The sequence below is a fragment of the Devosia sp. J2-20 genome (genome assembly GCF_055808475.1).
Genome location: NZ_CM147870.1, coordinates 2,682,665 through 2,707,878, shown reverse-complemented (window position 1 = coordinate 2,707,878; position 25,214 = coordinate 2,682,665). Strand labels below are relative to the sequence as shown.

22 protein-coding genes and 1 pseudogene are annotated in these 25,214 nt (G+C 61.2%); 14 read left to right on the top strand and 9 right to left on the bottom strand.

Going from position 1 to position 25,214, the window contains the following annotated elements:
* Positions 1–9: 9 nt before the first annotated feature.
* Positions 10–1,668 carry a Na/Pi cotransporter family protein gene (locus tag AC0L37_RS13180; RefSeq protein ID WP_212658755.1) on the top strand — a complete coding sequence of 553 codons (1,659 nt, stop codon included), beginning with the start codon at positions 10–12 and terminating at the stop codon, positions 1,666–1,668.
* A gap of 15 nt (positions 1,669–1,683) precedes the next feature.
* Here the strand turns inward: AC0L37_RS13180 and AC0L37_RS13175 are convergent, their stop codons facing one another.
* The 4 genes from AC0L37_RS13175 to AC0L37_RS13160 all read right to left on the bottom strand — a co-directional run bounded on the left by AC0L37_RS13175 (position 1,684) and on the right by AC0L37_RS13160 (position 6,823).
* Positions 1,684–4,098, bottom strand: coding sequence for a S8 family peptidase (locus AC0L37_RS13175; RefSeq protein ID WP_282220867.1), 2,415 nt, complete (start codon positions 4,096–4,098; stop codon positions 1,684–1,686).
* A 179-nt stretch (positions 4,099–4,277) separates the two neighbouring features.
* Entirely contained in the window at positions 4,278–5,681 is a 1,404-nt protein-coding gene (locus AC0L37_RS13170) for a mechanosensitive ion channel family protein (RefSeq protein WP_282220868.1), read from the bottom strand.
* A gap of 103 nt (positions 5,682–5,784) precedes the next feature.
* Positions 5,785–6,228, bottom strand: a complete 444-nt coding sequence (locus tag AC0L37_RS13165; RefSeq protein ID WP_212658751.1) for a hemerythrin domain-containing protein — start codon at positions 6,226–6,228, stop codon at positions 5,785–5,787.
* Between the two features lie 103 nt (positions 6,229–6,331).
* Positions 6,332–6,823: a MarR family winged helix-turn-helix transcriptional regulator gene (locus tag AC0L37_RS13160; RefSeq protein WP_212658750.1), complete on the bottom strand. Its 492-nt coding sequence runs from the start codon at positions 6,821–6,823 to the stop codon at positions 6,332–6,334.
* 344 nt (positions 6,824–7,167) lie between these two features.
* Between AC0L37_RS13160 and ectA the strand changes: the two genes are divergently transcribed.
* From ectA to AC0L37_RS13105, 11 genes are all read left to right on the top strand, one after another.
* Positions 7,168–7,668 carry a diaminobutyrate acetyltransferase gene (ectA, locus tag AC0L37_RS13155; RefSeq protein ID WP_282220869.1) on the top strand — a complete coding sequence of 167 codons (501 nt, stop codon included), beginning with the start codon at positions 7,168–7,170 and terminating at the stop codon, positions 7,666–7,668.
* A 48-nt stretch (positions 7,669–7,716) separates the two neighbouring features.
* Complete coding sequence (gene ectB / locus AC0L37_RS13150) at positions 7,717–9,006, top strand: diaminobutyrate--2-oxoglutarate transaminase (RefSeq protein ID WP_282220870.1); 1,290 nt, start codon at positions 7,717–7,719, stop codon at positions 9,004–9,006.
* A gap of 13 nt (positions 9,007–9,019) precedes the next feature.
* On the top strand, positions 9,020–9,412 hold the full coding sequence (locus tag AC0L37_RS13145; protein WP_212658747.1) for an ectoine synthase: 393 nt from the start codon (positions 9,020–9,022) through the stop codon (positions 9,410–9,412).
* Positions 9,413–9,456: 44 nt separating this feature from the next.
* A complete protein-coding gene (gene thpD, locus AC0L37_RS13140) occupies positions 9,457–10,380 on the top strand; it encodes an ectoine hydroxylase (RefSeq protein ID WP_331284395.1) in 924 nt (307 codons plus the stop codon).
* A 74-nt stretch (positions 10,381–10,454) separates the two neighbouring features.
* Positions 10,455–11,912 carry an aspartate kinase gene (locus AC0L37_RS13135; RefSeq protein ID WP_282220871.1) on the top strand — a complete coding sequence of 486 codons (1,458 nt, stop codon included), beginning with the start codon at positions 10,455–10,457 and terminating at the stop codon, positions 11,910–11,912.
* A gap of 69 nt (positions 11,913–11,981) precedes the next feature.
* Positions 11,982–12,848 carry an ectoine/hydroxyectoine ABC transporter substrate-binding protein EhuB gene (gene ehuB, locus AC0L37_RS13130; protein WP_282220872.1) on the top strand — a complete coding sequence of 289 codons (867 nt, stop codon included), beginning with the start codon at positions 11,982–11,984 and terminating at the stop codon, positions 12,846–12,848.
* A gap of 84 nt (positions 12,849–12,932) precedes the next feature.
* Positions 12,933–13,604 (top strand): ectoine/hydroxyectoine ABC transporter permease subunit EhuC, encoded by a 672-nt coding sequence (ehuC, locus tag AC0L37_RS13125; protein ID WP_282220873.1) that lies wholly within the window; start codon positions 12,933–12,935, stop codon positions 13,602–13,604.
* Positions 13,605–13,606: 2 nt separating this feature from the next.
* Complete coding sequence (gene ehuD, locus AC0L37_RS13120; protein ID WP_212658742.1) at positions 13,607–14,299, top strand: ectoine/hydroxyectoine ABC transporter permease subunit EhuD; 693 nt, start codon at positions 13,607–13,609, stop codon at positions 14,297–14,299.
* Positions 14,296–15,066, top strand: a complete 771-nt coding sequence (gene ehuA, locus AC0L37_RS13115; protein ID WP_269368226.1) for an ectoine/hydroxyectoine ABC transporter ATP-binding protein EhuA — start codon at positions 14,296–14,298, stop codon at positions 15,064–15,066. The genes ehuD and ehuA overlap by 4 nt, the downstream gene beginning before the upstream one ends.
* Positions 15,067–15,166: 100 nt before the next feature.
* Positions 15,167–15,355 (top strand): hypothetical protein, encoded by a 189-nt coding sequence (locus AC0L37_RS13110; protein ID WP_212658741.1) that lies wholly within the window; start codon positions 15,167–15,169, stop codon positions 15,353–15,355.
* A 123-nt stretch (positions 15,356–15,478) separates the two neighbouring features.
* Positions 15,479–15,715 carry a hypothetical protein gene (locus AC0L37_RS13105; protein WP_212658740.1) on the top strand — a complete coding sequence of 79 codons (237 nt, stop codon included), beginning with the start codon at positions 15,479–15,481 and terminating at the stop codon, positions 15,713–15,715.
* Between the two features lie 56 nt (positions 15,716–15,771).
* Here AC0L37_RS13105 and AC0L37_RS13100 read toward each other — a convergent pair whose 3' ends face one another.
* From AC0L37_RS13100 to AC0L37_RS13085, 4 genes are all read right to left on the bottom strand, one after another.
* Positions 15,772–17,409, bottom strand: a complete 1,638-nt coding sequence (locus tag AC0L37_RS13100) for a BCCT family transporter (protein ID WP_269368228.1) — start codon at positions 17,407–17,409, stop codon at positions 15,772–15,774.
* Positions 17,410–17,699: 290 nt separating this feature from the next.
* The gene (locus tag AC0L37_RS13095) at positions 17,700–19,586 is read right to left on the bottom strand and encodes a diguanylate cyclase (protein ID WP_282220874.1); all 1,887 of its coding nucleotides are present in this window, start codon (positions 19,584–19,586) and stop codon (positions 17,700–17,702) included.
* 159 nt (positions 19,587–19,745) lie between these two features.
* Positions 19,746–20,063, bottom strand: coding sequence for an Hpt domain-containing protein (locus tag AC0L37_RS13090; protein WP_282220875.1), 318 nt, complete (start codon positions 20,061–20,063; stop codon positions 19,746–19,748).
* Between the two features lie 116 nt (positions 20,064–20,179).
* Positions 20,180–20,800, bottom strand: a complete 621-nt coding sequence (locus tag AC0L37_RS13085; protein ID WP_282220876.1) for a response regulator transcription factor — start codon at positions 20,798–20,800, stop codon at positions 20,180–20,182.
* 62 nt (positions 20,801–20,862) lie between these two features.
* Between AC0L37_RS13085 and AC0L37_RS13080 the strand changes: the two genes are divergently transcribed.
* Both AC0L37_RS13080 and AC0L37_RS13075 read left to right on the top strand, forming a co-directional pair.
* The gene (locus AC0L37_RS13080; RefSeq protein WP_282220877.1) at positions 20,863–21,270 is read left to right on the top strand and encodes a hypothetical protein; all 408 of its coding nucleotides are present in this window, start codon (positions 20,863–20,865) and stop codon (positions 21,268–21,270) included.
* Positions 21,271–21,353: 83 nt separating this feature from the next.
* Entirely contained in the window at positions 21,354–23,783 is a 2,430-nt protein-coding gene (locus AC0L37_RS13075; protein WP_473313075.1) for a hybrid sensor histidine kinase/response regulator, read from the top strand.
* A 12-nt stretch (positions 23,784–23,795) separates the two neighbouring features.
* Here the strand turns inward: AC0L37_RS13075 and AC0L37_RS13070 are convergent.
* Positions 23,796–25,207, bottom strand: a pseudogene (locus tag AC0L37_RS13070) (helix-turn-helix domain-containing protein).
* Positions 25,208–25,214 lie beyond the last annotated feature (7 nt).

Sequence of the window (25,214 nt, the reverse complement as noted above, 5' to 3'; positions counted from 1 at the left end):
GAGCGCTGGATGTATTTGATCGCTATTCAACTGATTGCAGCAATCGTGCTGTTGCTATGGGCCGTCCGCATGGTGCGCACGGCAGTTGAACGCGCCTATTCCCCCCAGCTCAAGCGTCTGCTGGCGCACGCTGATTCCAGTCGGATCAGTGCCGCCGGTGCCGGCACCTTGATGGCCATTGCGCTGCAGAGCTCAACGGCGGTGGCCGCATTGGCAGCCAGCTTCGCCGCAGGTGGGTTGATGGAAGGCGCCACCGGGCTTGCGCTCATGCTGGGCGCCTATTTCGGCTCAGCCATCATCGCCAGCGTGCTCTCGTTTGATCTGACGCTGCTGACGCCGCCGCTGATCATTGTGGGCGGCCTGCTGTTTCTGCGCGGCAATAGCCGCCAGACCAAGCAACTTGGGCGGCTAATACTGGGTGTCGCCTTCGTTCTGCTGTCGCTCGAAATGGTCTCGCAAGCCACGGCGCCATGGCGCGGCAGCAGCCTGTTTGAGGCCGCGATCGGTTATCTGCAGGGGGATCTGTGGACCAGTTTCTTCGTGGCCGCCCTGATCACCTGGATTTCCTATTCCTCCGTGGCCACCATTCTGGTGATCATCACCTTTGGCTCCGCCGGGGTTATCCCCTTTGAGGTCGCCGCCGCCTTTGTGCTGGGCGCCAATCTGGGGGGCACGCTGATTGCGGTGGGCATGACCCGCGGCGCCGATGTGCGGGCCCGGCGCATGGCTCTGGGGGCGCTGGCGCTGCGCGGCGGCGCGGCCCTGATCTGCCTGGCGGCGTTTCAGGTGTTGCACGGCTATCTGGGGGCGCTGCCGGGTACGGTGGGCCAGCAGGCCAGCCTGCTGCATATCGGCTTTAATGCAGCCGTGCTGCTGCTGGGCCTGCCGCTGACCGGGCCATTGGCCCGTGCGACCGAGCGCTTTGTCGCCGAGGCGGTCGTGCCCGGCGATTTCAACGTGGCGCGTATGCGTACGCCCGCGCTACAGGCCGACAACCAGACCAATCCCGACTTGGCGCTGGCCAGCGTGACGCGTGAATTGCTGCGCATGAGCGAAACGGTCGAGGTCATGCTCCAGCCCATCATGGAAATCTACCAGAGCGCCGACAAGGCCGCGAGCCGACGGGTCAAGACGCTGGAACTCGACGTCAATCAGGCCAATCGTGAGATCAAGCTTTTCCTGACGCGGCTCAAATGGGATGCCATGACCCCGGCCCAGACCCGGCGCGCCTCCGATCTGATCAACTTCGCCATCGGGCTGGAGCAGGCCGGCGATATCATCACCAAGCAGATGCTCAAGCTGGCTGATCAGAAGTTCGAACGCCGGCTGAGCTTTTCCCCGCAGGGCTGGCAGGAACTGACGGATCTGCACGCGCGGGTACTCGAAAACATGCAGCTGGCCGCCAATGTACTGGTCTCCGAAGACACCGAATCCGCGCGCGAACTGGTGGCCGAAAAGGAAGAGATCAACAGCATGGAGCGCTCCAGCATGTCGCAGCATTTTGCCCGGCTGCGGGCTGGCAACTCAACCAGCATGCAGACCAGCGATTTGCATCTGGAGACCATCCACGCGCTGCGGCGCATCAATTCGCTGCTCAGCGGCATCGGCTATTCCATCCTCAGCGACAATGGCGAATTGCTGCGCTCCAAGCTGGTCAATGCGCCCTGAGCGCGTTGATATCGGCTAGAACGACTGCCCGACGCCCAATGCCAGACCGCTTGATGAGGCGCCCTGGATATGGCCCGCATCGAGCCGGTGCTGCAGGCCGATCTGCCACTGCCCCGAGCCCATGGGCTGGCTATAGGCCAAGCTGAGATTGAACTCGCGCCCACCCGGGGTCAGATCAGCGTCCTGCTGGCGGTGCTCAATGGCGCCATCCGCATTGCGCGACACCGGTAGCGACAGACCCATCGTGCCGCTCTCGATCCGCAGCGGCTGGGCCAGCGAAAAGCTCAGCCGGTCGCTGGCAAAGAGCACCGAATTCATCCGGGCGCCGACCTCAAAGCCGGAAAACTGCAGATCCGACATACTGGCCACCAGCCCGGACGTCGCGCCGCTCTGGCGGGCAACCCCATATTCGAGCCGGCCGAACAGCGCGAGATCGGTCGCGATCTGCTGATCCAGCCCGATATGGGCCGTTCCTGCAGCGCTGCCTGTCCCCCAGCCAAAGGCCGCGTTTTCGGGCATGCCCAACAGGCCGCCCTGTTCGTTCATAAAGCTCACACCGACACTGGCGCGGCTGCCGCCAGCGCTCCAGCTCAGATTGACCCCGGTGCCGCCAATGCCCGCCGTCTGTCCATTCACCCCGCGTCCGGCAAAGCCGATCGCGGTGATGTCGAGCGGGCCGGCATTCTGGGTGGCAATGACCGCCACGGCGTCCTGGACCATGCCAAACACCGAGCTGCGTTCGGCCAAAGCACTACTGCCAGGCTGCTCGAAGACGCCAGTGGCGCTGCTGAGCATGGCAACCGATGCGCCATCCTCGGCCAGATCTGGCGCCTGCCGCAGCAATTGCTGATAGGAGGGCAGGGCGCCCCAATGCGGTGTTTCCACCGCGCCAAGCAGGTCTGGCAGCATGGTGGGGGCGGGGCGGGAAACCAGCGCCGAGCCCTCAACGGCGAACCCGCGATTGAGCGCGTCGAACACGGCCACATCGGTGCCTTCGAGCGCCGTGGTCAGCCCATCGCCAAAGGCGGCAGGAGCCAACAATACGCTCTCGGCCAGCCCGACGCGCGCACTGCTTGTTACCGTGGCGCCCGACAGCACGGCGACGCTGCCGATCGGCGCCAGCGCCGCGCCGATATCGAGCACCCCATGGCCCCATTCGGTGGAATAGGCATGACTGACGCCATTGCCGAAATCGACCGAACCGGCCACCGGCACGCCCAGCGTGGAGAACCAGCTATTGTCCGCGCTCGCCATCAGGCGCTTGGCCCATTCCTCCGGGGTCATGTCGGGAAAGGCCTGTGCCAGGAGCGCGACCGCGCCCGAAATCTGTGGCGCAACATAGGAGGTGCCGGTGCCCGCCGAATAGCCGCTGTCCGACGCGCCATTGGCCGCCGTAGTGGTGCCGTCACCGGCAATGCAGAACCGGGCAGCCAGCCCACAGGCGGCCGAGAGCCGGATCGCCTTGCTGATGTCCCCCGCGCCGTTGACCTCGAAATACCCGTTGGCGGCAGCAATCCAGGCGCCCTGCAGCCTTGTGTCAAAATAGGGCAGGGTGGCCATCACGTCGCCCGACGTCATGGCGTTGTCATTGGACAGGGCCCAAACGACCACACCACCGTTCTCGAAGGTGTTCAGGGCATCGAGATAGGATTGCCATTTGGCAGCGCCAAAGCCGGCAACCACGGCATTGAGTGCCTGGGCGGTGCTGTGTCCAGGATTGGCAGTCAGGTGGTTCTGCAGCGTGCGGGCATCGACATTGTAGCCCCACGAATTGTTCTGGGCCACCGCGCCCAGACTGGCCGCATTCAGCGTGCCGGCAATGACATTGTCGATGTCGAGCGTGCCGCCGCCCGCTGGATCAAACGAGGTCAGGTGCAGATTGGCGCCCGGCGCGACACCATGCATGCCCACGCCGTCCTTCACGCCGGCAATGAGCGACGCGACATGCGTGCCGTGATCGGCCAGCGGCAGCGCGCCGGTCTGGCTCAGCGTCTTGCCGGAGAATTCGCGGTGCGTCAGGCGGAAGCCATCATCAACCACAGCCACCAGCTTGCCGGCGCCGGTGACACCCGACGACAGGGCGGTGTGCAGATTGTGCAACTCGAACGCCTGCGATTGCCCTACTGCCGGGGTGCCCGCAGCGGCGCAGCCGACAAAGGTGCAATTGGCATCGGCATTTCGAAATTCGGCCGAGAGCAGGATGCTGGCCGCCACCGCAGGATTGAAGGTCACGCTGCGGGTCGCCCAGCCGCTTGTTGCGCTGGGCGTTGAACTGGGGGCGCCGCCGCTCGAACCCCCGCCGCCGCCGCCGCCGCCGCCACAAGCAGACAGCACGGTCGCCATCAGCGCCGTGCTCATCAGGGATTTGGCAATGGTGATACGCGCGCGTGGAGCCTCGGAAGGCGACGCCTGCTTGCTGGATGTCGACATGCCTCGCCATTATCATGGCCGTCGGCGGGCGCTACATCACAAGTTCTTGCTACTGCGGCCTGACGGGCCAATTCATTGACATCACAGCATATTCCGAAGTGAAGGAAATTCCTGACACGGGCTGTTCAGCTGGGTTTTGGGGCGCATTGCGTCGAATCGAGCCACGCGAGCGCGGCGCGCTAGGGCGATTTGGCCGCAGGTTTTGGGGCCTTGGACCGGGGACGTGAGCGCTTTGCAGCAACGGACGTTTCGTCCACTGGGGAGGTCACAGCAACAGGCTTGATGATGGTGATGTCACGACGCGGATACGGGATGCCGATGCCGTTCTGCTTAAGCCCGTACCACAGCGCGATCAGCACATCGCTCTTGATGTTGATGACGCCATCGCTGGGATCGGAAATCCAGAACCGCAACACATAGTCGACCGAGGAGTCGCCATAACCCTTGAGGTGACAGACCGGCGCGGGAACGCCGAGCACGCGCTTGGGCTGTGCGGCTGCCTCGATGGCCACCTTGCGCACGGTCAGCGGGTCTGACTCATAGGAGACCCCGAACTCCACTTCCAGCCGCACCCGCGGATTGGTGTGGGACCAGTTGACCACCTGATTGGTGATTAGATCCTCATTGGGGATGAGATATTCGCGACCATCGCGCGTCACCACCGAAACGAAGCGCGCACCCAGCTTGGATATCCAGCCAAAGGTATCGCCCACTTCGATCACATCGCCGGGCTTGACCGATTTATCGAGCAGCAGGATGACGCCGCTGACCAGATTGGACACCACCTTTTGCAGTCCGAAACCAAGCCCCAGACCAATGGCGCCGGAAAACACGGTTAGCGTGGTCAGGTCCAGCCCGACCGATTGCAGACCCAGCACAATGGCGATGGTGAACAGGCCGACCCGAACCAGCTTGCCGGCCAGCACGCGCATGGATGGAGAAATCTCGTCCAGCGATTGCAGCCGGGTTTCGGTGAAGCCCGAAATCATCTGCGAGATCGTCAGCAAGACGCTCAGAATGAAGATGGTCTTGACCACTGTAAGCAGTGAGATGCGGAACTCACCTGCCGACAGGGCCGCCGCGTCGAGCACTGAAGCGGCAATGGGGATGGCGCCCAGGATTTGAAGCGCCACCAGCACAACGACGCTGACGGTCAACAGGCGGGCCACCAGCGGGCTTTTGACCAGCTTGCTGATCAGCGAAGTTGCCAGCCAGACCGTGGCAATGCTCGCCACCACCCCGATCAGATAGGAGCGGCTGGGCCAGGTGGTCATCCGCATCACCAGCCAGATCGCCCAGATGCTGGCGCAAAAGAATACCAGATGGAGCCGCCGCAGCAGGATCGCATAGGCCCGCATGGTGCGCCGATTGGTCTCGAGCCCGCGCACCCATTTTTCAAAGACCGGCTCGATCCGGCGCGCTATCAGAAAGGTGACGCCCAGCACTACCAGCAGGGTTACGATCTGGATCTGCCCCCAAGGCTGCCAAATCAGCGAGAACAGCCCGCTGCTGAGGAAGTCGAACGCCTCGATCAGTTCGCCCCACAACTCCGACCAACCTGTCGCCGCTTCACCTGTGTCCAAACGCAGACTCCTCGCTATACGCTGACAGACTAGGCCATGGCGCCCCGCATGGGCATACACAATGTGCCCATCAGGCTCAGATGGCCATTGCCTTGGTTCACCTCTAATGCAGCAGCGGGGGCGGGCCGACCATGGCGAGCAGTTCCTGCTCGCTCAATACATGGCGGCGCATGCTTTCAAAGAAGGAGCGCAGCAAATAACCAACAGCATCGGGCGACAGCTTGGACGCTCCTGCGCTCAGGTCATGTAGCGCTTCGCTGACCTCGGCTGCGGTGCTGTGATCGGCCAGATGCTCTTCGCGCAATCGCGCCAGCGTGCGGCTGAGCTGCGGATTCTGGCTCGCTGCCAGCAGAGGAAAAAGTGTCTCTTCTTCCTGCTGGTGGGTGCGGGCGACCAGCGGTTCAAGTGCATCCGCCAGGCTACGGCATACCCGGGCATTGATCTCATGGGGCAGGTTGTCAGCCACCGTTTCGAGGGCGTCACACAGCGCCAGCAGCTCACTATAGCTTTGTTCCAGTGCCGCGATATGGCGATTGGGCAGAGTCATCGGGTGTTCCACTAGGCTGGCAAGTCCAAAGCCTAGCACCGCCCCTGTCGCAATATTTGACCCCGATCAACTCAGACTCAGTTTGAGCCAATGGCCGTCTCGCTCAATCGCTTGAGAGGGCTGCCGTTGCATCGAGCACGGCTGCCGCGGCCTGATCCTCATTGCCCAGTAGCGCTGCCACCCGTTCCAGCGAGGCAATCAGCATCGCCTGTTCCCAGTCATCAAGGGCTGCGAACTGCTCCTGAAAGCGGGCGTGCACCCCGTCAGGAGCAATGGTCAGCACCTTGCGGCCCGCATCGGTCAGTGACAGCCATACCTGGCGGCGATCCGTTTCGCCCTTGCGGCGCTGTATCATGCCCAGCGCTTCAAGCTTTTGCAGCAGGGCCGTGGTGGTAGCCTGGGTAATGCCCATGCGTCCGGCAACATAGCCAGCGGTCTGCTCGCGCTCGTCGTCGAGCAATTGCATGAAGATCAATTGAGATGGTGTCAGTCCGGTTTCCTGCATCAACCGCTTGCTGTTCAACTCGGTGGTGCGCAGGATCTTGCGCATGGCAGTCAAGGCAACCTTGGTCCGATTTTCCAACGCAACACCCATCTCGATCAACTCCAATACTCTAGCGCCATAGGAAACTGAACCCAAGCGGATAAGCGAAAACGGCCCTGCGTCACATTTAGTTCGCAGAATCTAAACAGTTTTATCACAATGCGCTCTCGCCGTCGGAGAGTGCAAAAATAACTTTGGCTGGGGAAATCACCTCAATCCCACAGAACACATAGATTTCCTGAGTTTACCTTGCCGTGGAAGGTATTATGTGATGCCGGATCGTGTTGACATTTAGTTCTGACGATCTAAATAGTCGCTCCATGATTCAAGGGAATGCCGTTCTGAACAAGACCGGGTTGCATCAGGCAGATGCATCTGGCGATCTGAAGATTCGCTTGCGTGCCCCGCGGGATACCGATGGTTCCCGGGTCTGGGCGCTGATCGAGGCAACACCTGCACTCGATAGCAATTCGCTCTACGCCAATCTGCTGCAATGCTCGGATTTCGCCGATACCTGCACCATCGCCGAGCGTGATGGCGAAGTGGTCGGCTGGATGTCGGGCTACGTGCCGCCAGCCCAGCCCGACACACTGTTCGTCTGGCAGGTCTGTGTTAGCGACGCGGCACGCGGCCAAGGCCTAGGCAAACGCTTGATCGCTGACGCGCTAGCCCGTGCGGGCAATGCAAAGCTGACCCAGGTGAGTTGCACCATTACTGGTGACAATGAGGCATCATGGGCGCTCTTCGGCTCCGTAGCCAAGGCGCTTAACGCGCAATTGCAGCGCGCCGAACGCTTTGATCGAGACAGCCATTTCGCCGGCGAACATGCCAGCGAATTCGCCGTGTCGATCGGACCAATTCAACGGGATCGCGTGGCCAGCCTGGCCGCAGCTTGATCTGACTTTTTCATCTCTGACTGACAATCGTCCTGGGAGACGCGCTCTATGACTTTGACCAAAACCACTTCGCCACTTGCCACTTTCGACCGCGTTGAAAGCCGGGTGCGCTCCTATTCGCGCAGCTTTCCCAAGATGTTCGACAAGGCAGTTGGCGCCACGATCTACGACACCAGCGGCAAGGCCTATACCGACTTCCTCGCCGGTTGTTCGAGCCTGAACTATGGCCACAACGATCCCGATCTCAAGGCTGCACTGATCGAGTACGTCTCCGCCGATGGCATAGCCCATGGCCTGGATATGTTCACAGACGCCAAGGAGCACTTCCTGGCCAATTTCGAACAGTACATCCTCAAGCCCCGCGGCATGAACCACCGCGTCCAGTTCACCGGACCGACTGGCGCCAACGCCGTTGAAGCCGCGCTCAAGCTGGCGCGCAAGGTCACCGGCCGCAACAGTGTGATCTCCTTTACCAATGGTTTTCACGGCGTGACGCTGGGCGCATTGGCCGCCACCGGCAATGGTAAGCACCGCGCCGGCGCCTCGACCCCGCTTTCGGGTGTCACCCGCGCCGCCTTTGACGGCTATTATGGCCCCGAGATCAATACAGCCGACCTGCTGGACCACCAGTTGTCCGATCCCTCCAGCGGCGTGGATGCGCCAGCCGCCATCATCGTCGAGACCGTGCAGGGCGAAGGCGGGCTCAATGCCGCATCCAAGAGCTGGCTGCAGCAGATCGAAAAGATTGCCCGTAAGCACGGCGCGCTGTTCATCATCGATGACATTCAGGCCGGCTGCGGTCGTACGGGCGGCTTCTTCTCGTTTGATGGCATGGGCCTGTCGCCCGACCTGATCACCATGGCAAAATCGCTCTCGGGCATGGGCCTGCCGCTCGCCGTCACGCTGATCAAGCCAGAGCATGACATCTGGAAGCCAGCCGAGCACAACGGCACCTTTCGTGGCAATAACCACGCCTTCATCACGGCAGCCGCCGCGCTGGAGAAGTTCTGGGCCGATGACAGCTTCGCCACCGAAGTGGCCAAGAAGGCCGAATATCTGGCCGATCGCCTGGGTGCCATTGCCGATGAGCATGATCTGGGCATCAAGGGCCGCGGCATGATGCTGGGCGTTGATGCGGGTAGCGGCGAACACGCTGCCGCCATCTGCAAGACCTGCTTCACCAAGGGTCTGATCATCGAGACCTCGGGCAGCTTTGACCAGATCGTCAAGGTGCTCGCGCCACTCACCATTTCAACCGAGCAGCTTGCTGCGGGCCTGGACACCCTGGAGGCGGCTTTTGATGCGGTCATGGGTCTGCACCGCGCAGCTGCCGAATAGAAGGATACGCGACATGATCGTTCGAGATCTCCATGAGGCCCGCAAGGGCGAACGCCTCGTCAATTCTGATGGCTGGGACAGCACGCGTCTGCTGCTGGCCGGCGACGACATGGGCTTCAGCTTCCACATCACGCGCATCCACGAGAACACCAGCCACGTGTTCCACTACAAGCATCACTTCGAAAGCGTTTACTGCGTGTCCGGCGAGGGCAGCATTGAAGAGCTCGATACCGGCAAGGTGCACCAGATCCGCCCGGGCGTGATGTACGCGCTCGACAAGAACGACAAGCATCGCCTGACCGCCAAGAGCGAGATGGTCATGGCCTGCTGTTTCAACCCGCCGGTGACCGGCACCGAAGTCCATCGTGAAGATGGCTCCTACGCCCCCATCACCGAAGACGCCTAGTCGCGTCCTTTCAACCCTCAAAAGAGAAAGGCCAAGACATGACAATGCCCGCCACAAACACTGCCCAGCAGGACGACTACCCCACACGCTTGCCAGCCGAGCAATGGCTCGAGCGCAAGGACCCCACGGTTTGGGGCAAGTGGTCGCCTGAAGCGCCGCTGACCCGCGCCGAAACGGAGTCGTTCGAAAAGAACGGCTATCTCGTGCTCAAGGGTGTTTTTTCATCCCAGGAGATCGAGGCGCTGCAGGCTGAATCTGCGCGCATGCGCTCGGGAGAAGCCAAGCTGGCCCCGGAAAACATCATCACCGAGCCCAATTCGGACGAAGTGCGCACCGTCTTCCGTCTCGACGAGCAGAACGCGCTGTTTGACCGTCTCGCCCGCGACAAGCGCGTGGCCGGTCGTGTCAGCTATCTGCTCAATGACGATGTCTATCTCCACCAGTCGCGCCTGAACTACAAGCCGGGCTTTACCGGCAAGGAATTCTACTGGCACTCCGACTTCGAGACCTGGCACGCCGAGGATGGCATGCCGCGCATGCGCGCCATTTCGGCCTCGGTTCTGCTGACCGACAATGATGCCCTCAACGGGCCGCTCATGCTGATGCCTGGCTCGCACAAGACCTATGTGGCCTGCGCTGGCGAGACCCCGGACGACAACCACAAGACCTCGCTCAAGAAGCAGGAAATTGGTGTGCCCTCGCAGGACAGCCTGTCCAAGCTGGCCCAGACCTTCGGCGTGGACTACGCCGCCGGCCGCGCCGGTACGGTCATCCTGTTCGACTGCAACACCATTCACGGCTCGAACGGCAACATCACGCCATTCCCGCGCTCCAACGCGTTCTTCGTCTACAACGCCTGGGACAATCGCGTGGTCGAGCCCTTTGCAGCAAAGGCACCGCGTCCGGCATTCCTGAGCTCGCGCGATCCTGCGGCACCGATCAGCATTGAGGGCGGCAAACTCGTCTAGGCCGGCCGCCCCCCGAATTTTGACACCAAGGCACCGCTTCCCCCGCACCAAGCCGGGGAAGCGCCGGAGACGACATGACCAATACGACTAAGCACCACACGGTTGAAAAGATCGGCGGCACGTCCATGACGCGCACCGCCGAATTGCTCGACACCGTGCTGATCGGTACGCGCGAGGGCGACGACCTCTACAATCGCATCTTCGTGGTATCCGCCTATGCGGGCATGACCGACAGCCTGCTCGAGCACAAGAAATCGGGCGAACCGGGAGTCTATGCCCTGTTCGCCAGTGCCGAGGGTAGCTGGACCTGGGGCGATGCCCTCAATCAGGTCGCCGAAAAGATGTTTGCGCAGAACGCTGAAATCTTCAGCGATGACGGCGCGCGGCAAACAGCCAACCGTTTCGCGCGCGAACGCGTCGAAGGCGTCCGCTCCTGTCTGATCGATCTGTCACGGCTCTGCTCGTTCGGGCACTTCCAGCTTGAACAGCACCTGCTCACAGTTCGCGAAATGCTCGCCTCGCTGGGCGAGGCGCAGTCGGCCTTCAATACGGCAATGCTGCTCAACATGCAGGGCGTCAATGCCCGCTTTGTTGATCTCACCGGCTGGCGTGAAGACAGCCAGTTGCCGCTGGACGAAGCCATCGCGCGGGCCTTTGAGGAGATCGATGTCAGCCGCGAACTGCCCATCGTCACCGGCTATGCCCAGTGCCGCGAAGTGCTCATGGGCACCTATGATCGCGGGTATAGCGAAGTGACACTATCGCGCGTGGCGGTGGTCACCGGCGCTGGCGAGGCAATCATCCACAAGGAGTTTCACCTCTCCTCATCCGACCCGCGTGTGGTCGGTGTGGACGCCGTCCGGGTCATTGGCGAAACCAATTACGACGTGGCCGATCAGCTCTCCAATATGGGGATGGAAGCGATCCATCCCCGGGCAGCCAAGAGCCTGCGTCAGGCGGGCATTCCGCTCCGGGTAAAGAACGCCTTCGAGCCCGAGCACGACGGCACGCTGATCCGTTCGGACCTGCATGCACGTGCGCCGCAGGTTGAGATCGTCACCGGGCTGCGCAACGTGTTTGCGCTCGAGTTCTACGATCAGGACATGGTCGGGGTAAAAGGCTATGATTCCGGCATTCTGGACGCGCTCAAGCGCCACAGCGTCTGGATCATCTCCAAGACCTCCAACGCCAATACCATCACCCACTTTCTCAAAGGGTCGATGAAGGCCATTCGCCGGGTTGAAGCCGATCTGTCTGCAGCCTTCCCGAGCGCCGAGATCACCCTGCGCAAGGTGTCGATCGTTTCGGCCATCGGGCGCGATCTTAGCGGCACCGCCGTGCTGCTGCAGGCCATCAAGGCGCTGGCCGGCGCCGGTATTGAACCACTCGGCGTGCATGACCTGATCCGCAAGGTGGACCTGCAGGTCGTGGTCGAACAGGCCGATTTCGAAAACACCATCAAGGCCCTGCACAAGGGCCTGATCGAGAATTGGGCACCGGCGCAACGCGAGACGCTGCACGCCGTCGCCTAAACACAGGCCGGTTGAATTCGAATGGGCTGCAACCGGCTACCTGCCCGAAAATCAAAGAGGAGCAACACCATGACGAAATTCGGAAAGAATGCACTCACAGCACTGTCTGCGATTGCCGTATCCGCAATGGCCTCCACGGCCGTCAGCGCTGCAACGCTCGCAGAGATCCAGGAATCAGGAACCATCCGCATCGCGGTAGCCAACGAAATCCCCTATGGCTATGTCGACCCCACCGGCGCGGCGCTGGGCGCAGGTCCAGATGTGGCCAAGGCCATCATGGAAAAGCTTGGCGTCGACAACATTGAGTGGGTCACCACCAACTTCTCATCGCTGATCCCCGGCCTGCAGGCTGATCGTTTCGACATGGTCGCCGCTGAAATGGCCATCCGTCCCGATCGCTGCACCCAGGTGCTGTTCTCTCAGCCAAACACCTCCTATGGCGAAGGCCTGCTGGTGGCAGAGGGTAACCCCAAGGGCATTCACGCCTATACCGATTTTGCTGAAAACCCCGACCTCAAGGTCGCTATCATGGCCGGTGCCGACCAACTCGACATGATGCAGGAACTCGGTGTTTCCGAGGCCAATCTGGTGACCATCGCTGCCAATGCCGACGCGATCTCGACCGTGTCGACGGGCCGTGCTGATGCCTATGCCGCGACCAGCCTGACCGCCAGCGGTCTGGCCGATCAGGGCAAGGGCGTTGAAGTCGCCAGCGATTTTTCCGATCCCGTGATCGGTGGCGTACCCGTGCGCAGTTGGGGTGGTTTCACCTTCGCCAGCGGCAATGAAGAACTGCGTGACGCCGTCAATGGCGCTTTGGCCGAATTCAAAGCAACGCCAGAATGGTCCGAAACGCTGATGGGCTATGGCTTCACCCAGTCCGACGTCGACGGCTCGGGCACCAAGACCACCGAAGAACTCTGCGCCGCCGAGTAATCGACGCGCTCTGATGCTGCTCTGGGCGGGTGCTCCGGCACCCGCCCTTGGCGCGTTTCAACGCCTGTTTGCAGGGAAAAGACCATGCATTGGACAGATTACATCACGCCCCTGATGGAGGGGGCCTGGGTCACCGTCCAGCTGACCCTTTATTCCACCGTGCTGGGCGCCGTGCTGGCCTTCGTTTTCGGCATCGGCAAGCTCTCGCCCAACTGGGCGATCAAGGGTATCTCGGTTGCCTATATTGAAGTGTTCCGTGGCACCTCGCTGCTGGTTCAGCTGTTCTGGCTCTATTTCGCGCTGCCGCTGGCCGGTACGGCGATGGGCATCGACCTGCGCTTGCCGCCGGTGCTCGCCGGCGTGCTGGCTCTGGGCCTCAATATCGGTGCCTATGGCGCCGAAGTGGTGCGCGGCGCCATTCAGTCGGTCCATACCGACCAGCATGAAGCCGCTCGCGCGCTCAACTTCACCTCGCGCCAGACCTTGTGGAACATCACCATTCCCCAGGCCATCCCCGAAATGATGCCTTCGTTCGGCAATCTGGCGGTGCAGAACCTCAAGGACACCGCACTGGTCTCGCTGATCAGCCTGGGCGATCTGACATTCCGCGCCGAACAGATCCGCAATTTCACCCAGGACAGCACCACCATCTATTCGATGTTGCTGGTGACCTATTTCGGCATGGCGCTGGTCGTGACCGGCCTGATGCGACTGCTTGAGCGCTACGTCACGCGCTGGCGCACGGTGGGAGGCTAGCCATGTTATTCGGATTTGAATGGGACCTGTCGAGCCCACTCGCCTTCGCCATTTCCATCATGCCGATCCTGTTGATCGGCATGTGGGTGACAATCCAGGCCACCGTGCTCGGCTTCTTTGTCGCGCTGGTACTGGGGCTGGTCTTTGCCGTGCTCAAGAGCGCACCGTCGCGCTTCATCTCGTGGCCAGCGACCCTGATCACCGAGTTCATCCGCGACACGCCCCTGCTGGTGCAGCTGTTCTTCCTCTATTACGTGCTGCCCGAGTACGGCATCGTGCTGCCCGCCTTCATGACCGGCGCGCTGGCATTGGGCATCCAGTACAGCGCCTACACCTCCGAAGTGTATCGGGCTGGGCTCGAAGCGGTGGCCAAGGATCAGCATGAGGCGGCGCGGGCGCTCAACCTGTCGGCGGCGCGGACCTTTACCCATATCGTGGTGCCGCAGGCCATTCCGCGCATCGTGCCGGCCATGGGCAATTACCTGGTCTCGATCATGAAGGACGTGCCGGTACTATCGGTCGTCACGGTGCTCGAGATGCTCAACGTCGCCAAGATCGTTGGCGATCGCACCTTCAGTTACCTCATTCCGCTGTCACTGGTTGGCGGCCTCTACCTCATCATGACGCTGGTTGCGTCGGCAGGCGTTCGCCTGCTCGACAACTGGCTTCCCAAGCAGGGGATACCCCTAAAATGAGCGATTCAATCATCAAATTCGACAAGGTCGTGAAGCGCTTTGGCGACCTGACCGTGCTCAACGAACTCGATTTCGAGGTCAAGCGCGGCGAGAAGGTCTCCATTATCGGACCATCCGGCTCGGGCAAGTCGACCGTGCTGCGCATCCTGATGACGCTTGAGGGCATTGATGGCGGTGTCGTCTCGGTCAATGGCGAACCGCTCTGGCACGAGCAGGGGCCTGATGGGCTCAAGCCGGCCAGCGAGGCGCATCTGCGCAAAATGCGTGCGCAACTGGGCATGGTGTTCCAGCAGTTCAATCTGTTCCCGCACATGACCGTGCTGCGCAACATCACCGAGGCACCGGTCAAGGTGCTCGGGATGAGCAAGAAGGAAGCCCGACAGCGGGCCGAGGAGCTGCTTGATCTGGTTGGCCTGGCCGATCAGTCCAGCAAGTATCCGCACCAGCTTTCGGGCGGACAGCAGCAGCGTGTCGGCATTGCCCGGGCCCTGGCGATGCGGCCCAGCATACTGCTGTTTGATGAGCCCACTTCGGCGCTGGATCCCGAACTGGTCGGCGAAGTGCTTACCGTGATCGGTCGCCTGGCCGAGGAACACGATCTGACCATGCTGCTGGTGACCCACGAAATGCGTTTCGCCCGCGAGATTTCGGACCGGGTCTGCTTCTTCGATCAGGGTCAGATCCGCGAAGAGGGCACGCCCGAACAGTTGTTCACCGACCCCACCGAGGCGCGGACCCGTGAATTTCTGCAGGCCGTGATCGACTAGCGGTGGGGCATCGGGGCGCGCCAGTCCAGATGTGATCAGGGATGTGGGAACGCAAAGGCGCATTCAAGGTTTACATCGCACAACAAGCGAGGTGAAGCCGATGACCCTATCCTGGACTCTTCTGACCCCCCAGCAACAACAGGCCCTGAGCGCGTTGCGCGCAGGGCGTAGCGGCGTTGACAATGAACTCGTGGAGCAGTTGCGCAATCTCGGCCTTGCCGAGATTGGTCGCTCCGGCGTGTCTGTGAGCCTGCTGGGTGAGACCATTCTGCCGGCAACCGTTCACTAAACTGCCGACCTCCAAAGCGAGCAGTGCTCGGCCCGGCGCGGCAACCTCTTTGAGGTGTGCAGCGTTGGGCCGATTGCCGTTTGAGGCTTGATACCCAGTGCAAACACGTTTGAGGAGCCAACCATGATTGAGCGTTCCATTCCCCAACCCGACGGCTTGCCCACAGGTGCAGGCACCGGGCTAAACGACGTCGCTGACCCCCATCCCGAGGTGCATGAGGATACCGACAAGGTCCCCCATCCCGGCGGCGCCGATCAGCATCCAGAGCCCGATATCGGACCCAATAGCTATGCCCATGACGGCACTCCGCCGCCCAAGCCCGATTATAGCCGTCCAACCTGGACCGGCGAGGAAGAATAAGAAAAACCCGCCACAGCAAGCGCTGCGGCGGGTTTGTTTTGGCGTGTGGATCGCTTTTAGCGCGGCTCGGCCATCAGGCCCTTTACCAGCGCCACACAGCCCAGCAACAGGATCACCGCAAAGGGCAGGCCGGTTGAAACGGCCATTGCCTGCAGTGCGGCAAGACCGCCACCCAACAGCAGGGCGATAGCGACCAGACCCTCAAAGCTCGCCCAGAAAACGCGCTGTCCCACGGGGGCATCAAGCTTGCCACCGGCCGTGATGGTGTCGATCACCAGCGAGCCGGAATCCGATGATGTCACGAAGAACACAATGACCAGAACAATGCCCACAAAGGACGAGATCTGGGTCAGTGGCAGGGCCGCCAGCATTTCGAACAGCTGCAGCTCCAGGCTCGCATTGGCCACGGCCTGATACCCATCATTGACGATCTGGCTAATGGCTGTGCCACCAAAGGTGGTCATCCACAGCACGCTGGCCAGAGCCGGCACCAGCATCACGCAGATCAGGAATTCGCGAACCGTGCGGCCGCGGCTGACCCGGGCGATGAACATGCCGACAAATGGCGACCAGGAAATCCACCATGCCCAATAGAACGAGGTCCAGCCTTGACGGAAATTGTCATCTGTCCGACCAAAGGGATTGGATAGCGCAGGCAGATTGCTGCCATAGGCCCACAGATTGGCAAAGAAGCCGCTCAGGATCTGGATAGTTGGTCCAACCAGAATCACAAACAGCAGCAGCACACCGGCCAGCACCATGTTGATCTCGGAAAGCCGCTTCACACCAGCATCCAGACCCGCAAGCACCGACACCAGCGCCACACCTGTAATGGCCGCAATAAGCAACACCATGGTGAGATTATTGGTGGGCAGCCCAAACAGGAATGAAAGTCCCGCATTGGCCTGACCGGCACCGATGCCGAGCGACGTCGCCAGACCGAACAGGGTGGCAAACACGGCCAGAATATCGATGATATGACCGGGCCAGCCCCAGATCCGCTCACCCAGCAGCGGGTAGAAGATCGACCGCATGGTCAGCGGCAGACCCTTGTTATAGGCAAAGATCGCCAGCGACAGGCCGACAACCGCATAGATTGCCCAGGGATGCAGACCCCAGTGGAAGATGGTCGCGGCCATCGCCAGACGACGGGCGGAATCGGCATCGCCAACAGCTGCGCCAAGTGGCGCCCAGTCGGTGCGTGCGCCGCCATCCGAAACAATGCCGCCCATGGAAGACGTAAAGTGGGAGACCGGTTCGGAAACCCCGTAGAACACCAGACCAATGCCCATGCCCGCAGCAAACAGCATCGCCAGCCAGCCGGTATAGGAATAGTCCGGCGTCGCGTCACGACCACCAATGCGGATTTTGCCCAGCGGGCTCAGGATCAGGCCGACGCAGACCAGCACGAAGATGTTGCCAGCCAGCAGGAAGAACCAGTCAAATGTGCCGGTCAGGAAGTCACGCAACCCGACAAAGGCATCGGTTGCGATAGGACCGGTGAACAGGGTCAGGATCACAAACCCGACAATGGCCAGACCTGAAATCAGAAAGACCGGGTTGTGAATATCAACCTTGAGCCAGCCTCTTCGACGAACGATGTTGTCCTGACCGATCTCGTAATCGGTCTGGATAACCTCGGTCGGCCCCTCCGGTGCTCTGTTTTCTGACGGATCGTCATTATCGATGCTCATTGGATCTCCCATTGTTTGGCAATGTGACGCTCAGCACGGGGACCTGCCGTCCGCATGCTGCTCAGTGGTGATTTGCAAAAGAGCCAAGGTCACCATCGTGCGATGGCAACGACACCCCCATAAGCACTACGCGCCCACGGCCAAAAGGTTCAAAATAAGTCCTGTCGCCAGCCACTTTTCAGCCGGCGCAGCGCAATAACTGCCTCACACAGTGCGCGGGGAGGTTACCCGATTTGCCCGCTCATGGACACCGCTGTGCATCGATCAGTCTGTACAGGGGAAGCGGTTGGCTAATGGAGCGGAGAAACCTGGGTCCAGCCCATCACCCGGTCGCGGCCGGCAGCCTTGGCTGAATAGAGCGCTTCGTCGGCGCGCCCGATCAGTTCGGCGGCCGCCCGACTATTGCTGTTGGGACCATAGTGAGCCAGTCCCACACTGACCGTGACAACGCCCTTTTCGCTGGCGCTGTGCGGTATGGCCTCGTCGCGGATCGCCTTGCGCAAGGCATCGCCCATGAAATAGGCGCCGTCTTCATCGGTCTCGGGCAGAATGATGGCGAACTCCTCCCCGCCATAGCGCGAAGCCATATCGCTAAAGCGGCGCATGGATGATTTGATGCTGCCCGCCACGGTCTTGAGACAGCGATCGCCTGACTGGTGACCATAGGTGTCATTATAGGCTTTGAAGCGATCCACATCGACCATCAGCAGCGACAGATGGCTGTTGGCGCGAACGCTGCGATTAAGCTCACGTGCCAGAGTTTCGTCAAACACCCGCCGATTGAACAGACCGGTCAGGTCATCAACCGAAGCCAGCGTCTCAAGGCTGGCATTGGCCGCAATCAAAGCGCGCTCGGCGACCTTGAGTTCTGTGGCATCTGACACCAGCACCAAAGAGCGACCATCGGGGGCAGGGCGATTGCGCAGCTGCAGATGGCGGCCGTTGAACAGCTCGATTTCCTCGACATTGGCCTGTTTGAGCTGGTTCGATGTGTAATCAACCCACGCCTTTTCACCCGAAACGGGCAGTTGCACCTGTTCGCCGGTATCCACGACCGCCTGCAGGATCTGCCTGATATGCACGCCGGGGCGGCGCAAATGCGCGGTGAGCGGAAAGGCGTCGCGATACTGGTCATTGCAGAACAGCATGAAGCCATTGGCGTCAAACATGGCCAGCCCGTCGCTCATTTCGGCCAGGGCCGTGGCCAGCATGTCGCGGCTTTCAACCAGTTCGTGCTCAAGCTGCTTGAACATGGTGGTTTCAACCGTCACGCCAGCCAGCCCGATAATGCGGTTCTCATGGTCGCGCAGTGGGGCCTTGGAGGTGCGATAATTGTGCTCGACGCCCTGTGCGTCCTTGACGACTTCTTCGATATCATTGCTGGCCTGGCCGGTCTGCAGGATCACCTGTTCCTGCTCGAACAGCTGTTGCGCGCGCTCGGGCGGATATAGATCAAAATCCGATTTGCCGACCAGCTCGCCGGGCTCATTGAATCCGTTGTGTCGGGCAACAGCCCGGTTTGCCGCGACGAACACGCTGGATGTGTCCTTAATATACTGGAAATCTGGCGATTGCTCGAGGGCGGCATGCAGGATGCTGCGCTCACGGGCGATGACGCCTGCATGCAGCACCGTCAGGCCCATGGTGATCGTGGCCAGAAAGCTCATGACCGAGGTGGGCAAGGCGAAACCAGCCAGAGCCCGGGCCTGTGCTTCGGTGGGCAGCAACATGATGGACGCCCAGATCAAGGCAACCATGGCGACACCCAGCAGAAGAATGCAACGTATATTGGGTCCTGACGCGGCGCTCAGCCGGCGCACGCCCAGTCCGATCAAGGCTGCTGCCACGAGGTTGGCTGTGCCCACCACGACGCCCGCGCCCCCCTCAAAAGCGCGATAGGCCACGGCAATCACGGTCGCAATCAGAGCAACAACCGGGCCGCCGAAAAAGGCACCCAGCGTCAGCAGGCCTGAACGCAGGTCGAAAAACACCCCAGGCGACACCTCGACCGACATGGCGATGGTCGCCGCTGCGCCCAGCCCGACCAGCAGACCCAGCGCCGCACGTCGTCGCATCGGGCTTTGGTCATAGAGCCACCCCAGCATCTGCGACCAGATTGAGGTCACCAGCGCGACGACGGCAAAATTCGCCACCAATGCTTGCCACACGTAGGTCATGGCATGAGCCTCCAATTTATCAATGCAGTGTGCGCTCAGGCCCTGAGCAAAGCGTTTAAAAATGCCGGTAAAATGTAGCGTCTTCGATCACAATTGATCGCTGGTATCGGTTCTGCGAGGCATTGGTGGTGGCAGGAAAGTCTGGAGGATGGCCGGCGATCAGGCTGGCTGGCACGAGCCCAGATTTGTCAGTCTGTCGGCCAGCAAGGTGCTCTGGCTGGCAATGTCGTTCTCAGGCGCGCCGTCGACAATTGCCTCTTCGAGATCCGCGGCTTCGGTCGAGACGGCCGGCATGCCGAAAATGGCTGCAGCACCCGCCAGCCTGTGCGCGATCCTGCGGATCCGATTGAGCGCGGTTTCGTCCACGACAACCGTCCCTGCCAGGAGCTTGAGTTCCTCGCCTTCGCTGCGGGCGCGCGTCGTGAAATGCTCGCGCAAGGCGGCCATCGTGATCTCAAAGGGTACTGGTTCGGTCATGTTGAAACCCACATACGGTGATGACGCCATGCGCCACCTGATGAGCCAACAATGCCTCAAAAATCCCGCCTTGAACGGTCAGGTTTTTCCCGACTGATCGCGCCAGAACCAGCTTGCTAATTATTGTCCAACCAACCTTCGCGATGGGCAAACTGGAAAATGTCGGATCGACTGAACAGGCCCAGCTTCGCCAGACCACGTGCCTTGTGGGTTTCTGCTGTCTTGGCGGCAATACCCAACTGGGCGGCAATCTGCTTGCCGGACAGGCCACGCGCGACCATCTGCAGGACCTCGAGCTCGCGATTGCTCAGCGCATCCACGGTCGCGCCATCGCCGGTATCGTTGGGGCTGTTCTCGATTTCGAGAAATACCTCGCCAGCGGCCACGGTGCGAATGCAGTTGAGCAGTTCACCGGACACGGCCGTCTTGCCGATCACGCCCAGCACCCCGCCATCCACCAGCGGGCGCAGCGTGGCCAGATTACGCCGTGCCGTCAGCACGATGATGGCGATGTCGGGATGGGTCGAGCGCAGCCAGCGAATGACTTCTTCGCCAGGCAGTTCGGGCATGCCCAGATCTGCCACGACGATGTCAGGGGCCAGTTCGGGGATCTCGGTCATGGCGTCCACACCCGAGGTGGAAGAGCCAATGACAGAAAGATCATCGGCCTGGCCGATCATGGCGCGCAAGGCTTCGATCACCAGAGGGTGGTCATCAAGCAAATATATGGTGGTCACAGATTTTTCGCCGGTTTGCATTTTCTTCTCGGCAGCTGGACGAGGCCTTCAGGAGACATCCTATGTCTATTAAATCGACCAATTCGCGCGCCACGGCAAGGGTACAAATTGGCAGCGCGACCACCTTGCACCAAAGTGTGCCCGCCAATGAAAATCTGGTCTGGAACCAGATACTGTTCGGCCGGCGCGTGCGTGAACTTGGTGTTGCCGGCGCGGCCAGCCTGTTGGCATCGCTGCTGAAATACCTCGAAAAAATCGATCAGGAACTGGAAGGCGAGGTGATTGACGAGGCGTCGTTCGACCTCATCCGCAGTGATCTGTCGCCCATTTCGGTGTTTCTCGGCTTCGACGGACTGTCGGCATTGCTGCTCAACGCTGACATGTCAACGCTCGCCAGTCGCGCGAGGCTGGCTGCTTCCGTCAAGCAAGTCATCCTCGAATGCAGGGCTTATTGTGCAAAGTTCTCCTGACCATATGGCGAGCCAAGCAGCGCGGACGGCCCATATGGCCGCCGCAGAACAGCGAGATCTCGATTGCGCCCGCGCACTCCCCCATGGCGCAGGTCACGCTGCAGTTTCTGCTGGTCGGTGTTGTCGTCTTCGCCATGGCGTGGACGGGGATTTGGCTGACACGCGAAGCCGGTCGTGTCGCCTCAATCTGGTTTGCCAATGCCTTTCTGCTCAGCGTGGTGTTGGCTGCCCCCACGCCGGCACGCTTGCGGGCGGGCGCAGCAGCCCTGATCGGAAATGTACTGGCCAATCTCGCTTCCGGGGATGTTGGGACCGCCGCGCTCGGACTTGCGCTGTGCAATACAGTTGAGGTGTTCAGCGCCGTTTGGCTTTTGGATCGCTTTGCCCCCAATCTGAGCTTTTCGTATGTGCGACACCAGGTATTGTTCGTCGCTTTTGCAGCCCTTCTGGCACCAATTGTGTCGGCAATGCTGGCCGCCGTGCTGCTCTTGCAGCTTTATGACGCGCCGCTGAACGAGGTGTTCTGGTCCTGGTGGCCCGCCGATGCGCTGGGCATGCTGATCATTTTCCCGATCGCCTGGAGCGTCCGCAATCTCGATATGAATGAGGAACTGCAGCGTCTGGTACAGCCGCGTGCCCTGCTTCTGCTGGCGCTTGTATTGGTGGTCACCGCGATAGTGTTCGGGCAGGCGCACTATCCACTGCTGTTCATAGTCCTGCCGCCGCTGGTGCTGGTGGCGTTTTATACTGGCTTCTTCGGTGCGGCAGTGGCGGTGCTGGGCGTTGCATTTGTCTCGATTGGCCTGACCATGACGACATCCGGTCCCGTGCAATTTGTGGACGGTGATCTTCAGGAACGCATGTTCTTCCTGCAGGGCTTTCTGGCGGTTTGTGTGTTTCTGTCGCTGCCTGTGGCCGCCATCGTGGCTGGCCGGCGTCGCATGCTAGAGGAATTGCGCGAGGCCAATGAACAGGTGCGCAAGGCCAGCGCCGCAAAGACCGAGTTTCTGGCCACCATGAGCCACGAAATCCGCACGCCGCTCAACTCCATCACCGGGTTTACCCAGGTAATCCTGGCGAATGGATCGATCAATGAAACGGTGCGCCGCCAGCTCGATCTGATCCAGCAGGCCAGCGCAGCACTGGTCACCATCGTTGACGACGTGCTCGATTTCTCCAAGATCGAGGCCAACGGCATGGCGATGGTGCAGGCGCCATTCAAATTGCGGGCCATGGCTACCTCGTGCTGCTCGATCGTTCGCAGTCAGGCAGAATCCAAGGGTTTGTCGCTCAATCTGGTTCTGGATGATGACCTGCCCGAGGTTGTGACTGGCGACGAAGCGCGGGTCCGCCAGGTGCTGCTCAACCTGTTGGGGAACGCCATCAAGTTCACCAATGTCGGTACGGTGTCGCTCACGGTCACACGCGAGAGCACGGCGGGTTCTCCTGGCAAACTGAGCTTTGCGGTCACCGATACCGGGATCGGCATACCGCTTGAACGCCAGTCACAACTGTTCGAGAGCTTTGCCCAGATCGACAGCCGGATTTCCCGGCAATATGGCGGCACTGGGCTTGGTCTGGCGATCTCCCGGCGCATCGCCGAGAACATGGGTGGCAAAATCCTGCTCGACAGCATGCCTGGGCGCGGCTCGACCTTTACCTATCTTGCCGTCCTGCCCGAAGCCGTAAGCCAGGCCGCCAAGACAGACCTGTCTGAAATTGCCCTGGCCAAGGCCAGACCCGCCAAATTGCTGCTGGTGGAAGACCTTGCCATCAATCAGGAGGTCGTGACGGCATTGCTGACGCCAATGGGTCATACGGTGACGGCAGTATCGAGCGGCACAGAGGCGCTGGTCGCCATTGCCGAGCACAAGTTTGACGCCATTTTGATGGATATCCAGATGCCCGGCATGGATGGGGTGGAGACAACCCGCCGCATTCGCGCCATGCCCGGTCGCGTCGGACAGACGCCGATTATCGCGCTGACGGCCAATGTCGTGGTCGAGGAAATCGCCCGGTTCAAGCGCGCTGGCATGAATGCCCATGTCGGCAAGCCATTCGAGCGCGATGTCCTATTGGCCCAGATCGAACGCGTCATCGACGGACGCGAGGCGCTCAAGAGCGATGACGTCTCGCCCCCGACAAGCCCGGAGCTGGTCAAACTCATCGCCGTCATGGGTCAGGAACGTGTCGATCAATTGCTGGTACGCTTCGAGACGCAATTGTTGGCCGCAGGTGTTGGCGACGCCAGCGCGGATGGCGCCGAATCCGAAAAAGTCACAGCGCACAAGCTGATCTCGACCGCCGGGTTGCTGGGCTTCACCAAGCTCTCCGACGCCGCTCGCCAGCTGGAAACAGCCCATCTGGCGCAGGCGGATCTGTTGGTGCCCCGCATGCGGTTTCAGCAGGAGCGCCACGCCGTGCTCTCGGCACTCGACGAGATGAAGTTCGAGGGCCCCAAGCCGGGCACCGATGGCAAGGCGGCCTGGTCGGCCAGCCGCACGCTGCAATAGGTCGCGCCGCCTCTAGCTGATCTGGTAGGGCACGATGGCGCGCCGATTGCTGTCGATGCTGATTTCGGCAGCCAGCGGTGGTACCGATCGCTGTGGACAGTGACGTCGCTCGCAAATGCGGCAGGCCACCCCGATGGGGTCAAAGCTGGCCCGCGCCGGGTCAATATCGCTGCCATAGACCAGCCGGTTGGCGTGGCTGATTTCGCAGCCCAGCGCATAGGCATAGCGCCGCGTCACGCCATGATAGCCGCCGCTGCGCTTTTCGCTCGACCACGCCAGACAGAGATAACGATTGCCGTCTGGCGTTTCCGCCAATTGCCGGATGATCTGGCCATGCGCTTCGAACGCACGATGCACATTCCATAGCGGGCAGGCGCCGCCAAAGCGGGCAAACTGCAGCGCGGTTGCCGAGTGGCGCTTGGTGATTGTGCCGGCCGCATCGACCCGAGCAAAAAGAACGGCACCCCCTTTTCGCGCGGCCGCTGCATGGTCGAGAGCCGGTGCGCCACCTGCTCCAGGCTGGCGCCGAACAGGTGACCAAGTTCCTCAATGTCGTAGCGATGCGCCTCGGCAGCCTTGAGATAGGCGCCATAGGGCATTTGCAGCGCGCCGGCGAAGTAATTGGCCAGCCCCATGCGGGCAATGGCCCGCGCTTCGGTGGTCTTGAAACTGGCCGCGTCGAGCAATTGCTCGAGCAGGGTAGTCTGCTCCATCACCGCCAGATGGGCGGCAATCTGGAAGAACTGGGTCGCCGGCTCCAGCCGCGCATTGATCGCCAGCGTCCGCGTGGAGCGATCATAGTCCTTGATCAGATCGGGGCGTGTCGGTGCGGTCAACACCACCCGAAGGTCATGGGCCTCCCCACAATAGGCCATCAGCCGGTTCAGCCGGTCCGGCTCGAACGTGCCCAGTTCGTCCGCCAGCGCCTCGGCCGCCCGATCCAGCGGATCGATGTAGTTGTCGGCATAGTGGAAGAAGTCGCGCACTTCCTCATAGGCGGTCTGCATGCCCGAATGCGGATCGCGCGTTAGCGCCGCATCAACGCTCGCCAGCCGCTCATTGGTTTTGCGATAGGTTTCGTACAGAGCCAGCATCGCCCGCGCCATATCTGGCGCATTGGCCGCCACGGTCTTGAGTTCCTGCAAATTCGGCACGCCCTCGCCAAACACCGGATCGGCCAGCGCCTCGCGCAGATCGGCCAGCAGACGATCGGAGCTGTCGGTCATCAACTCGGACAGATCGAGATTGAACCCGTCCGCCAGCGCCATCATCACCGATGCCGTGAGCGGGCGTTGATTGGACTCGATCTGGTTAACATAGGAGGCCGAGATATCGAGCCGCGCTGCCAGCTCGCCCTGGGTCAACTTATGCTGGATCCGCAGGGCCCGTAGCCGCGCACCAGCGAAGATCTTGCGGGTGGCCATTCACACA